The 13545-nt window shown below is 68.6% G+C and carries 10 protein-coding genes; 8 read left to right on the top strand and 2 right to left on the bottom strand.

Translation table 11 applies throughout. The annotated features are described in order from the left end of the window. The 3 genes from WS92_RS03655 (at position 1) to WS92_RS03665 (ending at position 4023) form a co-directional block, all read left to right on the top strand. The gene (locus tag WS92_RS03655) at positions 1-1167 is read left to right on the top strand and encodes a glycerate kinase family protein (RefSeq protein WP_015602548.1); all 1167 of its coding nucleotides are present in this window, start codon (positions 1-3) and stop codon (positions 1165-1167) included. Between the two features lie 92 nt (positions 1168-1259). Next, positions 1260-2714 carry a pyruvate kinase gene (gene pyk, locus WS92_RS03660; protein WP_059933557.1) on the top strand — a complete coding sequence of 485 codons (1455 nt, stop codon included), beginning with the start codon at positions 1260-1262 and terminating at the stop codon, positions 2712-2714. Between the two features lie 100 nt (positions 2715-2814). Further along, positions 2815-4023: a sugar diacid recognition domain-containing protein gene (locus WS92_RS03665; RefSeq protein ID WP_015603165.1), complete on the top strand. Its 1209-nt coding sequence runs from the start codon at positions 2815-2817 to the stop codon at positions 4021-4023. 559 nt (positions 4024-4582) lie between these two features. On the opposite strand, the gene WS92_RS36315 is transcribed toward WS92_RS03665, so the two are convergent. Next, positions 4583-4855, bottom strand: a complete 273-nt coding sequence (locus tag WS92_RS36315) for a hypothetical protein (RefSeq protein WP_156436732.1) — start codon at positions 4853-4855, stop codon at positions 4583-4585. A gap of 14 nt (positions 4856-4869) precedes the next feature. On the opposite strand from WS92_RS36315, the gene WS92_RS03670 reads away from it, so the two are divergent. From WS92_RS03670 to WS92_RS03685, 4 genes are all read left to right on the top strand, one after another. Next, positions 4870-7680 carry a non-ribosomal peptide synthetase gene (locus WS92_RS03670; RefSeq protein ID WP_059933554.1) on the top strand — a complete coding sequence of 937 codons (2811 nt, stop codon included), beginning with the start codon at positions 4870-4872 and terminating at the stop codon, positions 7678-7680. A gap of 39 nt (positions 7681-7719) precedes the next feature. Then, complete coding sequence (locus WS92_RS03675; protein WP_015603421.1) at positions 7720-8697, top strand: NAD-dependent epimerase/dehydratase family protein; 978 nt, start codon at positions 7720-7722, stop codon at positions 8695-8697. A 24-nt stretch (positions 8698-8721) separates the two neighbouring features. Further along, positions 8722-9117 carry a nuclear transport factor 2 family protein gene (locus tag WS92_RS03680; RefSeq protein WP_059933551.1) on the top strand — a complete coding sequence of 132 codons (396 nt, stop codon included), beginning with the start codon at positions 8722-8724 and terminating at the stop codon, positions 9115-9117. A 100-nt stretch (positions 9118-9217) separates the two neighbouring features. Then, positions 9218-10243 (top strand): methyltransferase, encoded by a 1026-nt coding sequence (locus WS92_RS03685; protein WP_009914120.1) that lies wholly within the window; start codon positions 9218-9220, stop codon positions 10241-10243. A 113-nt stretch (positions 10244-10356) separates the two neighbouring features. Here the strand turns inward: WS92_RS03685 and WS92_RS03690 are convergent, their stop codons facing one another. Beyond that, a complete protein-coding gene (locus WS92_RS03690) occupies positions 10357-11745 on the bottom strand; it encodes a GGDEF domain-containing protein (RefSeq protein ID WP_015603642.1) in 1389 nt (462 codons plus the stop codon). Between the two features lie 385 nt (positions 11746-12130). Between WS92_RS03690 and WS92_RS03695 the strand changes: the two genes are divergently transcribed. Beyond that, entirely contained in the window at positions 12131-13510 is a 1380-nt protein-coding gene (locus WS92_RS03695) for an FAD-containing oxidoreductase (protein ID WP_059933548.1), read from the top strand. Positions 13511-13545 lie beyond the last annotated feature (35 nt).

The raw sequence follows: 13545 nt of genomic DNA on the forward strand, positions 1-13545 counted from the left end.
ATGAAGATCGTGATTGCTCCCGATTCGTTCAAGGAAAGCCTGACCGCGGTCGAAACGGCGCGGCAGATCGAGGCCGGATTCCGCGAGGTGTTCGCCGACGCCGATTACCGGTGCCTGCCGATCGCCGACGGCGGCGAAGGCACGGTCGACGCGCTCGTCGCGGCCGCGGGCGGCGAGCGCCGCAGCGCGAGCGTCGCCGATCCGCTCGGCCGGCCGACGCACGCCGCGTTCGGGGTCCTGCCCGACGGCACCGCCGTGATCGAGATGGCCGAGGCGAGCGGCCTGCATCTCGTGTCGCCCGAATCGCGCGATCCGCGCGTCACGTCGAGCCGGGGCACGGGCGAGCTGATCCGCGCGGCGCTCGACGCGGGCGCGCGGCGCTTCATCGTCGGCCTCGGCGGCAGCGCGACGAACGACGGCGGCGCGGGCATGCTGCAGGCGCTCGGCGTGCACCTCGCGGACGCCGGCGGCCGGCCGCTCGGCCCGGGCGGCGCATCGCTCGCGCGGCTCGCGCGCATCGACGCGGCGGGCCTCGACGGCCGGCTTGCCGATTGCACGTTCGAAGTCGCGTGCGACGTCGACAATCCGCTCGTCGGGCCGAACGGCGCGTCGGCGGTGTTCGGCCCGCAGAAGGGCGCGACGCCGGAAATGGTCGCGGATCTCGACCGGCATCTCGCGCATTTCGCGGCGATCGTCGCGCGCGACGTGGGCCCGGACGTCGCGCGGCTGCCGGGCGGCGGCGCGGCGGGCGGCCTCGGTGCGGCGATGTCCGCGTTCCTGAACGCGACGCTGCGCCCGGGCGTCGAGATCGTCACCGACGCGCTGCGGCTGCGCGACGCGATTCGCGGCGCGAGCCTCGTCGTGACGGGCGAAGGCTGCATCGACGGCCAGACGCTGCGCGGCAAGGCTCCCATCGGCGTTGCGCGGATCGCGGCCGAATGCGGGGTGCCCGTCGTCGCGATCGGCGGCGCGGTGACGAAACAGGCCGACGCGCTGTACGCGCACGGCTTCGACGCGGTCTTCGCGTCCGTCCGGCGCGCGTGTACGATCGACGAGGCGCTGCGCGACGCGGCAACGAACGTGCGCTTCGCGGCGCGCAACGTCGCGGCGGCGATTCGCATCGGCCGGGAGCTCGGCTGTCACGCGTCGCCGCCGCGCGTCGCGTAGCGCACTCGCCACGCATTCATCCCGGGCCGCCCGGCAGCGGGCGGCGCGATCCTCCCGAACCATCCGACTCATTTCCTGCACTGGAACCGGACATGCGAAACGAAAGCCACACCGGCCGCGAGCGCTGCCGTTCGACGAAGATCGTCGCGACGCTCGGCCCGTCGAGCTCGACGGAAACCACGATCGAAGCGCTCGCGCGCGCGGGCGCCGACGTGTTCCGCCTGAACTTCAGCCACGGCGAGCACGCCGATCACGCGGCGCGCCACGCGGCCGTGCGCGCGATCGAGGCGCGCATCGGGCACCCGATCGGCATCCTGCTCGATCTGCAGGGCCCGAAGCTGCGGGTCGGGCAGTTCGCGGGCGGACGTGCGCAGATCGCGAAGGGCCAGCCGTTCGTGTTCGACCTGGACCCCGCGCCCGGCGACGCGCGGCGCGTGTCGCTGCCGCATCCGGAGATCTTCGCCGCCGCGCGCCCCGGCCATCTGCTGCTCGTCGACGACGGCAAGCTGCGGTTTCGCGTCGACGCGGTGTCGGCGGCGCGCATCGAGACGACCGCGCTGCTCGACGGGATCGTGTCCGACCGCAAGGGCGTGAGCGTGCCCGACGCGCCGCTCGCGATTCCGGCGCTGTCCGGGAAGGATCGCGACGATCTGGAATTCGGGCTGTCGCTCGGCGTCGACTGGGTCGCGCTGTCGTTCGTGCAGACCGCGCAGGACGTGCGCGACGCGCGCGCGCTGATCGGCGCGCGCGCGGCGATCGTCGCGAAGATCGAGAAGCCGCAGGCGGTGGCGAACATCGTCGACATCGTCGACGCCGCCGATGCGGTGATGGTCGCGCGCGGCGATCTCGGCGTGGAGATGTCGCTCGAGGACGTGCCGAGCGTGCAGAAGCAGATCATTCGGCTCGCGCGCGCGGCGGGCAAGCCGGTGATCGTCGCGACGCAGATGCTCGAATCGATGACGCTCGCGCCCACGCCGACGCGCGCGGAGGCGTCCGACGTCGCCGCGGCCGTCTACGACGGCGCCGACGCGGTGATGCTGTCCGCGGAATCGGCGTCGGGCCAGTATCCGGTCGAGGCGGTCGACTTCATGCGCAAGATCATCGCGACGACCGAGGCGGACCCGATCCAGCCGCAACTGATGAAGGCGATCGTCACCGCGCACGCGCCGAACGCGACCGACGCGATCGGCGCGGCGATCGAAGTGGTTTCGGATACGCTGCGGCTCGGCGTCGCGGTCACGTACACGGCGTCGGGCGCCACGGCGATACGCCTGTCGCGCCTGCGGCCGCGCACGGCGATCCTGAGCCTCACGCCGCGCGCGGACATCGCGCGGCGGCTCACGCTCGCATGGGGCGTGCGCTCGCGCGTGGCGGTCGAGGCGGCCGGCATCGAGAACATCGTCGAGATCGCGATCGAAGCCGCGCACGCGGAAGGATTCGCCACCGACGAACGCCCGATCGTCGTCGCCGCGGGCGTGCCGTTCGGCCATCCCGGCTCGACGAACCTGATGCGCATCGTCTGGCCGACCGAAATGACGCGACAATAGGCGTCGGGCCGCACGATGGCCCGCAGCCTGCTTCGCTGTCTGCCTTGCAGCCCGCTCCACGGCCCGCTCGCCGCCGTTCCTGCCATTCGACCTGACCGCCATGATGATCGATGCCCGTCTCGCGACTGAAATCGTCGCACGCACTGTCGAAGTGATGCCGTTCGACGTGAACGTGATGGACGCGCACGGCCTGATCCTCGCGAGCAGCGACGCGGCGCGCGTCGGCGAGATCCACGCGGGCGCGCAGCTCGCGCTCGCCCGGGCGCGCGCGGTCGAGATCGACGACGCGATGGCCGCGAACCTGAGCGGCGCGCGGCCCGGCATCAACCTGCCGCTGAGCGTGCGCGGCAAGGTGTGCGGCGTGATCGGCGTCACCGGCGAGCCGGACGCGGTGCGCGGCTTCGGCGAGCTGCTGCGCGTCACCGCGGAATTGATCCTCGAGCGCGAGCAGTTGACCGTCGAATTGCGCCGCAACGCGCGCCATCGGGAAGAGTTCGTGCTTCAGCTTCTGAGGCGCACGGCCGCGGCCGCCGAGCTGGAAGCGTGGGCCGACCGGCTCGGCATCGACGTGCGGCTCGCGCATGCGGCGATCGTGTGCCGCCTGAGCGGCGTCGACGCGGACCCGGAAGCGGGCGTCGGCCAGATCGAGGCGATGCGGTCGCAACTGGCCGACGAGTGGCCGCAGTTGCTGAGCGCGCAGACGTCGTATCGGGAGCTCGTGATGTTCGATGCGATCGACGCGCGCGCGGTGCGCGACAGCGTGCTCGCGACGCACGCCGGCAAGCGGCTCGCCGCGCTGGAGGGCACGTTGCGCAAGGTCGCGACGCAGCCGTTCTCGCTCGCGCTCGGCATCGCGCTCGACGGCATCGACGGCTTCGAGCGCTCGTATCAGTGCGCGCTCGCGACGCTTCGCGTCGGCGCGGCGCGCACGCCGCAAAAGGCCGCCTATTCGTACTACGACTTCGTGCTGCCCGTTCTGCTGTCGGCGCTGTCGCAAGGCTGGCAGGCACGGCAGTTGCGGCTGCCGCTCACGCGCCTGCTCGCGCGCGAGCGGCGCTCCGGCGCGCTGCTCGACACGCTGAGGGCCTGGTACGCGAACGACGGCCACCCGAGCGCGACGGCGCAAGCGCTCGGCATTCACCGCAACACGCTCGACTACCGGCTGCAGCAGATCCGCGACGCGACGGGCCTCGATCTCGGCGCGATCGACGATCGGCTCTGGCTCTATATCGCGCTGCAGACGATGGCGGGCAGCCGCGACGGCGGCGAGGACGACGCCGTCGCTGACGACCGACGTTCGGCGAGCTGATCGCCGCCGCGCCCGATCCGCTCGCCCCGCCCGATCGATTTTGGAAATGTACGTAAAAAATACGGATATCCAGTTCGAAATGTCAGGCTCGATAAATGTCGATAATATGTCGTTCGATCGGGATATAAGTCGCCAAATAAAATCGCATGATTTCGGTGGCGTGAATGGCGGGATGAATTGATTTGCCCGGAATTATATTTAATAAAAATGCCGCGCTTTTGTACGAATACATTCTTGCGAATCGCGTTTAAACTTCACGCGTTTTGTCGTAGACTGCGTTTCGCTTCAATCATCCCGACTGGTACAGGGATATCGCCGTCGCAACTCGCGGCGTTTCATTGAAACGCCGACCGTTTCCCGTTTCGCTTCAATGCTTGTCGCTCGAACCGGTACCGGCGGGCCGCTGGCGCCGGAACGCCGTTGATCGGCCGATTTCCGTGCGGCGTCCCGTCGGTTGCCGGGGCCAAGTCGTTTGCATGCGGCCGATGAATCGCATCGATCATTGGCGCACGGAAAACAATCGAATCATTCGGCGTTTTTCATCCATGCAGCCGGTGGATTATTTCGAAATCCCGTTCATCGCCGTGTGCGATTCGGGGTGAAATCGGGCATTTCGGATCGCATCGGCGCCCGTTGTCGGGATTCGATCGAACAATTCCGCTATTTGCCGGGCAAGCGGCCGGTTCGTCTCACGCAGTCGAGTGTCAATCGGCTGCCGGTCCGTCTTCGCGAGGATCGGCGGCCAGTCAGGTAGGGATTCACCCGCAATCGTCAATCGACGCGTCCGCGCGGACGCGCCCGGACGTTCGTTCACCACTTGCACCACCAGCATGGAGTACCTGCACCATGACGACATCCACTCTCGATTTGCCGCGCGTTTCCGAACACGAATCGCGCGCCACTTCGCCGCACAACATCGTCGACCTGCTGTTGCGGGCCGCACGGCTGCATCCGCATACGGGCGTGCGTTTCATCGCCGCGCAATCCGAGGAAAAGGGGGGCGCTTTCGTCACGTATCCCGAACTGCTCGATGAGGCGCGCCGCATCCTGGGCGGCCTGCGCTCGCGCGGCTACCGGTCCGGCATGAAGGTCGCGCTGCTGCTCGAGCACGCGAACGATTTCATCCCGGCGTTCTGGGCGTGCGCGCTCGGCGGATTCGTGCCGTGTCCGCTCGTGCCGATCCGCAACGATCCCGAGCGTTGGGCAAAGCATCTCGCGCACGTCGACACGCTGCTCGACCATCCGCTGCTCGTCACCACCGAAGCGCTGAAGAGCGATCTGCCGGGCGGCGCGTTCGCCGTCAACCTGAACGCGCTGCGCGCCGGCGCGCCCGACGAATCGGTTCATGCCGCGCAACCGTCGGACCCGGCCGTCTTCGTGCTCACGTCGGGCTCCACCGGCAATTCGAAGGCGGTCGTGCTCACGCACGGCAACCTGCTCGCGTCGATGGCGGGCAAGAACGACCGGCAGCAGCTCGCCGGCGCGGACGTCACGCTCAACTGGATCTCGTTCGATCACGTCGCCGCGCTGCTCGAAGCCCACCTGCTGCCGCTCTGCGTGGGCGCCGTGCAGCTCCATGTCGAATCCGCGGCGATCCTGACCGATCCGCTGCGCTTCCTGCGGCTCATCAGCCGCTATCGCGTCACGATGACCTTCTCGCCGAACTTCCTGTTCGGGCAACTGAACGCCGCGCTCGAAGCGATGGGCGACGAGGCGCTCGCGGCGTGGCGCCGCTCGGTGGATCTCTCGTCGCTGCGGCACGCCGTGTCGGGCGGCGAGGCGATCGTCGTCGCGACCGGGCAGCGCTTCCTCGATCTTCTCGCGCCGTGCGGCCTCGCGCGCGACGCGCTGTGGCCCGCGTTCGGGATGACCGAGACGTGCGCGGGCTCCGTGTATTCGCGCGAATTTCCGCACGGCGACGCGGGCCGCGAGTTCGCGTCGCTCGGCCTGCCGGTGGCCGGGCTGCAGATGCGCATCGCGGACGACCGCAACAACGTGCTGCCGGACGGCGAAGCGGGCGAGTTCCAGGTGCGCGGCCCGATGATCTTCCAGTGCTATTACAACAACGCCGAGGCGACGCGCGCGGCGTTCACGAGCGACGGCTGGTTTCGCACGGGCGATCTCGGGCGCATCGAGCGCGGCCGGCTGTGGCTCGTCGGCCGCAGCAAGGACAGCATCATCGTCAACGGCGTCAACTACTTCAGCCACGAGCTGGAGACGACGCTCGAAGCGCTCGACGGCGTCAAGCGCTCGTTCGTCGCGGCGTTCCCGACGCGCAGCGCCGGCGACGAATCCGAGCAGCTCGTCGTGACGTTCACGCCGTCGTTCCCGCTCGACGACGAGGACGCGCTGTATCGCGTCATCATCGCGATCCGCAACAGCACGATCCTGCTGTGGGGCTTCCGGCCCGCGTTGATCCTGCCGTTGCCGGAAGACGAGTTTCCGAAGACGAGCCTCGGCAAGACCCAGCGCACGATCATGCGCAAGCGGCTCGAAGCGGGCGGCTACGACGGCTGCAAGGCATTGGTCGCCGATCTCGCGAACCGGCAGATGGGCGGCTACGCCGCGCCCGAGGGCGACACCGAGGCCGCGGTCGCCGCGATCTTCGCGGAGATGTTCCAGGTCGCGCCCGACGCGATCAGCGCGACCGCGAGCTTCTTCGATCTCGGCGGCACGTCGCTCGACATCCTGAAGCTCAAGCGCCACGTCGAGCAGCGGCTCGGCGTCGTCGACCTGCCGATCGTGACGATTCTCCAGAATCCGACCGTGCGCGCGCTGGCCGCGCGCCTCGCGTCGGGCGAGCGCGTGACAGCGGGCGATTACGACCCCGTCGTGCCGCTGCAGCTCACGGGCGGCAAGACGCCGCTCTTCTGCGTGCACCCCGGCGTCGGCGAAGTGCTCGTGTTCGTCAATCTCGCGAAGTATTTCGTCAACGAGCGCCCGTTCTACGCGCTGCGCGCGCGCGGCTTCAACGAAGGGGAGACGTATTTCTCCAGCTTCGACGAGATGGTGAACACGTATGTCGACGCGATCCGCAAGCGGCAGCCGCACGGACCTTACGCGGTGGCCGGCTATTCATACGGCGGCGCGGTCGCGTTCGAGATCGCGAAGGTGCTCGAATCGCAGGGCGAGCGCGTGGATTTCGTCGGCAGCTTCAATCTGCCGCCGCACATCAAGTACCGGATGGACGAGCTCGACGAGGTGGAAGGCGCGGTCAACCTCGCGTTCTTCCTGTCGCTGATCGACAAGCAGCAGTCGCTGACGCTGCCGCCGCAGTTGCGCGCCGCGATGCCGGCGCAGGACCCGCTCGCGTACCTGATCGACCACGCGCCGCCCGGGCGGCTCGCCGAGCTCGATCTCGATCTGCCGAAATTCCGCGCATGGGCGGGGCTCGCGCAATCGCTGCTGACGCTCGGGCGTTCGTACGTGCCGTCGGGCAGCGTGCAGGCGATGTCGATTTTCTACGCGATCCCGCTGCGCGGCACGAAGGACGACTGGCTGAACAACGAACTGCGCCGGTGGGACGAGTTCACGCGCGCGCCGAATCGCTACATCGACGTGGCGGGCGAGCACTACACGCTGATGGGGCCCGCGCACGTCGCGACGTTCCAGGCGGTGCTGCGGGCCGAGCTCGATCGCGCGCTCGGCGGCAAATGACCGATGTCCGACATCACGATGAACAAGGAGAAGAGGCTCATGGCAGTGTCTGTCAACGAAGCGCGCGGTGACGCGAAACGGCGGCACGCGAAGCGCAAGGTTCTGATCACGGGCGCGACCGGCCAGGTGGCGCGGCCCGTCGCCGAAGCGCTGGCGGCGCGGGACGAGGTGTGGGCGATCGGCCGGTTCGGCGATGCGAGCGTGGAGGACGCGTTGCGCGCGAAGGGCGTGAACACGTGGCGGTGGGACATGGAGCGCGACACGCTCGACGGCCTGCCCGACGACTTCACGCACGTGCTGCACGCGGCGGTGAGGCGCGGCGAGGACGGCGATTTCGACAAGGCGATCGAGATCAACACGGTCGCCACCGGGCGCCTGATGACGCATTGCCGCCACGCGGAATCGTTCATCTATGTATCGAGCGGCAGCCTGTACGCGCGGCAGGCGCTCGATCATCCGTATGCGGAGACGGACCCGCTGAACGGCGTCGCGCACTGGCTGCCCGCCTATCCGATCGTGAAGATCTCGTGCGAGGGCGTCGTGCGTGCGTTCTCGGCCACGCTCGGCCTGCCGACCGTGATCGCACGCTTGAACGTCGCGTACGGCCCATACGGCCACGGCGGCGTGCCGGTGCTGCTGTACCGGCAACTGCTCGCCGGCAAGCCGGTGCCGGTGCCGCGCGAAGGCCAGAACTGGGCGTCGCTGATCCACACCGACGATCTCGTCCGCCAGGTGCCGCTGCTGTGGGAGGCGGCGAGCTCGCCCGCGCTCGTGCTGAACTGGGGCGGCGACGAGGCCGTCGGCATTCAGGATTGCCTGCAATACGTGGCGGACATCACGGGCGTCGATGCGCGTTTCGAGCGCAGCGACGTGACGCGCGAAACCTATGCGTTCGACAACACGAAGCGGCGCGCGCTGATCGGCGATTGCACGGTGCACTGGAAGGAAGGCGTGCGCCGGACCATCGAAGCTCACTTCCCCGGCGCGGTGAAGACGCTGCCGGCCGAGCAGCGCTGACGCGCGAGACAGGAGCTATTTGCAATGTCGATCAACATGCAGACCGTGCGCGAGTCATACGAGGCCTTCCACCGTCGCGACCTGCCCGGCGTGCTCGCGGCGCTCGCGCCGGACGTGCGCTGGACCCATCCGGACGGCATGAGCCCATACGGGCTCGGCGGAACGAAGCGCGGCCACGACGAAGTGATCGCGTTCATCAGGCACGTGCCGACGCACATCGCCGAGATGCGGATCGAGCCTGAGGAGTTCATCGAGTCCGGCGAGCGGATCGTCGTGCTCGGCTCGCGCCGCGTCACCGCGGCCAACGGGCGCAGCGCGACGCTGAGGTTCGTGCACGTGTGGCGGTTCGAGAACGGCCGGGCGGTCATGTTCGAGGATCACTTCGACACGGCCGAGATGATCAAGCTGATCGCGGCCTGACCGTACCGGCTCGCGCGGCGCGGGCCGCCGCCGACATGCCGCATTCATACGCGCTCTTGCGCATTCGCATTTCGATCGATCACTCGAAAGGAGAAAACTCATGACGGAAGTGCAGGCGGGACAGCCGCCGCATATCGCGATACTGCAGATGGTCACCGGCAAGTGGCACGCGCAGGCGCTCTATGTCGCCGCCGAGCTCGGCATTGCCGACCTGCTGGCGGAGCGGGAACGCACGGCGGACGAACTGGCCGCCGCGACGGACACCCATCCCGAGGCGCTTTACCGCATGCTGCGCGCGCTCGGCAGTCTCGGCGTGTTCGTCGAGGAAGAGGGCCGGCGGTTTCGCAACAGCCCGCTCGGCGACGCGCTGCGGCGCGACGCGCCGGGCTCGATGCGCGGCTTCGTGCGGCTCGCGGGAATGGACGCGGGATGGCGGGCATGGGGGCAACTGATGTACAGCGTCAAGACCGGACGCAGCGCGTTCGAGCATGTCGTGGGCGGGCCGGGCTTCGCGTACATCGATGCGCATCCGGAGATCGCGACGATCGTCAACGATGCGATGACGAGCATCAGCGAGCTGGAATCGCCGGCGGTGGCGCGCGCCTATGATTTTTCGCAAGCGCGCACGATCGTCGACGTGGGCGGCGGCCACGGCTTTCTGCTCGCGACGCTGCTGCACGCGAACCCGAATGCGAACGGCGTGCTCTTCGAGCTGCCGCACGCGTGCGAAGGCGCGCGGCAGCTTTTCGCGAAACACGGGCTGACCGGGCGGGTGAAGGTCGTCGCGGGCGACGCGAGCAAATCGATCGACGCGCACGGCGACGTGTTCGTGATGAAGCACGTGATCTGCGACTGGGACGACGAGCAGGCGACGCGGATCATGGCGAACTGCGCGGAGGCGATGCGCCCGGGCGGCAAGCTCCTGCTCGTCGAGGCGGTGCTCACGCCGCCGGGCGAGCCGCATTTCGCGAAGCTGCACGATCTCGAAATGCTGATCATGAGTTCCGGCGGGCACGGGCGCACGGCCGAAGGGTACGGGCGGCTCTATGCGGCGGCCGGGCTGTCGATGACGGCCGTTCATCCGACGCAAGGCGCGCTGAGCGTGATCGAGGGCGTCAAGCCGTGACGGCGTGACCGCGATTCGGTGGCGAAGCCGCCCGCGCGGCTTCGCCGAATGCGTCGCGGCCGGCGCACGGCGGTTTTGCGTCGTAAGGTAGCGGGCGGCTCGCGTCCCGAACCTCAGTCGCGCATTGCCGCATTCTGCATGTCGAGATGAGGCGCCGCGCTGACGTTGCGCCCCAGCATCTTCGCGCGATACAGCCCCGCGTCGGCGGCCGCGACCAGCGCGCCGGGCGTTTCGAACGGATTGCCGCTGCTCGCCGCGTAGCCGGCGCTCACCGTCACGTAGCCGGGCGTTGTATCGGCCGCGATGCGCAGCCGCTCGACGGACTGCCGCGCCTGTTCGGCGATCGCCGCCGCGCCGCGTTCGTCCGTCCCGGGCAGCACGACGGCGAATTCCTCGCCGCCGTAGCGCGCGACGAAATCGGTCGCGCGGCTCGCCACGCTGGACAGCGCGGCCGCGACGGCGGCGAGGCACGTGTCCCCTTGCAGGTGGCCGAACGTGTCGTTGTACTGCTTGAAATGATCGACGTCGACCATCACGAGTGCGATCGGCAAGTGGTGCCGGCGCGCGTAGTGAAAGGCGTGTTCGAACTGCTCGTTGAAATAGCGGCGGTTGTACACCATCGTCAGCGCGTCGTGCGAGGCGGTTCGCACGAGCGACGTATGCGCGTCGAAGAGCCGCCGGTACAGCATCGTCACTTCCCAGACGAGCACGCATACGAGGATGCCCGGCGTGAACATGCTGAACAGACGCGCGACGTACCAGCCGGCGCTGAAGCGCGTCGTGCTCAGCAGATTCAGGCTGGTATCGGCGAAAGAGGCGAGCAGGACGACAATGAGCCAGACGTCGAGCATCGTCCTCATTCGGCCGACGAGCAGCGCGGCCGCGAACGCGCCGAGATTGATCGTCGAGACGACGATCGCAGCCGGATTGGCGGCGAGCAACGCGTTGTCGAGCGACGGGTCGAACGGCTCGGGCAGATCGACGGACAGTGCGACGGACCCGAGCACGATGCCGGTTGCGACCGGCACGCCCGCCAATGCCGCCAGCCAGAGGCCGACGTGACGGGTGTCGTCGAGCCGCTTCGCGAGCCGGTATCGCGTCAGCATCGCGAGCACGACGAACAGCGGGAAGCCGCCGTGCCAGAACATCCATATCCATGCCGCGCTGTAACGCCGGGCGCCGATCAGGCCGGTCGGCGCAAAAACGCCCGGAAACGCGAGCAGTTGCAGCGCGACCGTGGTCGCGATGAACGCATACGCGCCGGCCAGCGTGCCGAGAACCGGGCGACGCATGACGGTGAACTGCGCGCCGAGCAGGAAGGCCGCGATGATCGACGTGCTGAACACGGTCAACGCGCACATCGGCAGGAACGGCTCGATCGTCGGCAGCCTCAGATTCGCGTTCGGCGCGGTGGCGACGAGCGCGCCCAGCGTCAGCAGCGCGAATGCTCCGGCCCCAAGCGTCTGCAGACGAGACGGGCGCTGAATGAGAAAACCATCCATTGGACCTCCCGAACGCGAAAGCCGACGCCGCCCTCCGGTGGGCGGCGAATCGTAGCGTGGAAAGCGGACCCGTGACGCGTCCCGTGCGAATGGATCGCGTATCGATACGCGCCCCTTCGCGACGTTGATTCACTTTAGTTCATTCCGGGATGCGCCGTCATGCGCGCGGAGCCGGCGCGACGGCGGCGTGGCGCGAAACGAATTGTTCCGATGGTTGCGTCCGTTCGCGCCAGCACGTTCGCGGCGACAGGGGCGCGTAATGTTGTCAATTCGTTCCGTGCCGGCCGCGCGTACCATACCCATTGCCGTTCCGGAATGCGTAGCCGAAGGCACGCGGATTGCCGGCCAAATGCATTTTCACGCCGCCGCAACGAAGGAGAGCGCCATGACTCGACGTTTCGATGCGATCATCATCGGCACCGGTCAATCCGGTCCCCCGCTCGCGGCCCGGCTGTCCGCCGCGGGCATGAAAGTGGCCGTCGTCGAGCGCGCGCGCTTCGGCGGCACCTGCGTGAACACGGGCTGCATTCCGACGAAGACGTTGATCGCGAGCGCCTACGCCGCGCATCTCGCGCGGCGGGCCGGCGAATACGGCGTGACGCTCGGCGGGCCGGTCACGGTCGACATGAAGAAGGTGAAGGCGCGCAAGGATCAGGTTGCCGGGCGCTCGAGCCACGGCGTCGAGCAGTGGGTCCGCGGCCTCGAGAACGGCACGGTCTACCATGGGCACGCGCGCTTCGAGAGCGCGCGCACGGTGCGCGTCGGCGACGCGTTGCTCGAAGCCGGGCGGATCTTCATCGACGTCGGCGGCCGCGCGCTGATTCCGCCGATCCCGGGCCTCGATCAGGTGCCGCACCTGACCAACTCGACGATGATGGACGTCGATTTCCTGCCCGGGCATCTGATCATTCTCGGCGGCAGCTACGTGGGGCTCGAGTTCGGCCAGATGTACCGGCGCTTCGGCTCGCGCGTGACGATCGTCGAGAAAGGCCCGCGGCTGATCGGGCGCGAGGACGAGGACGTGTCGCGGGCGGTGCGCGAGATTCTGGAAGGCGAGGGCGTCGACGTTCGGCTCGACGCCGATTGCCTGAGCGTGCGGCGCGACGGCGGCGGGTTGACCGTCAGCCTCGATTGCGCGGCCGGCGCGCGTGAGGTGACGGGCTCGCACCTGCTGCTCGCCGTCGGGCGCGTGCCGAATACCGACGATCTCGGGCTGGAGAAGGCGGGCGTCGAAACCGATGCGCGCGGCTATATCCGGGTGGACGAGCAGTTGCGCACGAACGTGGCGGGCATCTGGGCAATGGGCGACTGCAACGGCCGCGGCGCGTTCACGCATACGTCGTACAACGATTACGAGATCGTCGCGGCGAACCTGCTCGACAACGATCCGCGCAAGGTCTCGGACCGCATTCCGGCCTACGCGATGTTCATCGATCCGCCGCTCGCGCGCATCGGGCTCACGCAGGCCGAGGCCGCGCGCTCGGGGCGCAGGCTGCTGGTCGGCACGCGCCCGATGACGCGCGTCGGGCGCGCGGTGGAGAAAGGCGAGAGCCTGGGCTTCATGAAGGTGATCGTCGATGCGGACAGCCGCGCGATTCTCGGCGCGTCGATCCTCGGCGTGACGGGCGACGAAGTCGTGCATTCGCTGCTCGACGTGATGTACGCGAAGGCGCCGTACACGACGATCAGCCGCGCGATGCACATTCATCCGACCGTGTCGGAGCTGGTGCCGACGCTGCTTCAGGATTTGCATCCGCCCGCATAGGGCGGCGGCGAACGCGCCGGCCGTAATCGCAGCGG

The sequence above is a fragment of the Burkholderia sp. MSMB1588 genome (assembly GCF_001546925.1).
Taxonomy (GTDB): domain Bacteria; phylum Pseudomonadota; class Gammaproteobacteria; order Burkholderiales; family Burkholderiaceae; genus Burkholderia; species Burkholderia humptydooensis.

Bases quoted from the DNA above. Each gene is read 5' to 3' on its own strand.
- WS92_RS03655 (WP_015602548.1), top strand. From the start codon at position 1: ATGAAGATCGTGATTGCTCCCGATTCGTTCAAGGAAAGCCTGACCGCG.
- pyk (WP_059933557.1), top strand. From the start codon at position 1,260: ATGCGAAACGAAAGCCACACCGGCCGCGAGCGCTGCCGTTCGACGAAG.
- WS92_RS03665 (WP_015603165.1), top strand. From the start codon at position 2,815: ATGATGATCGATGCCCGTCTCGCGACTGAAATCGTCGCACGCACTGTC.
- WS92_RS36315 (WP_156436732.1), bottom strand. From the start codon at position 4,855: ATGCTGGTGGTGCAAGTGGTGAACGAACGTCCGGGCGCGTCCGCGCGG.
- WS92_RS03670 (WP_059933554.1), top strand. From the start codon at position 4,870: ATGACGACATCCACTCTCGATTTGCCGCGCGTTTCCGAACACGAATCG.
- WS92_RS03675 (WP_015603421.1), top strand. From the start codon at position 7,720: ATGGCAGTGTCTGTCAACGAAGCGCGCGGTGACGCGAAACGGCGGCAC.
- WS92_RS03680 (WP_059933551.1), top strand. From the start codon at position 8,722: ATGTCGATCAACATGCAGACCGTGCGCGAGTCATACGAGGCCTTCCAC.
- WS92_RS03685 (WP_009914120.1), top strand. From the start codon at position 9,218: ATGACGGAAGTGCAGGCGGGACAGCCGCCGCATATCGCGATACTGCAG.
- WS92_RS03690 (WP_015603642.1), bottom strand. From the start codon at position 11,745: ATGGATGGTTTTCTCATTCAGCGCCCGTCTCGTCTGCAGACGCTTGGG.
- WS92_RS03695 (WP_059933548.1), top strand. From the start codon at position 12,131: ATGACTCGACGTTTCGATGCGATCATCATCGGCACCGGTCAATCCGGT.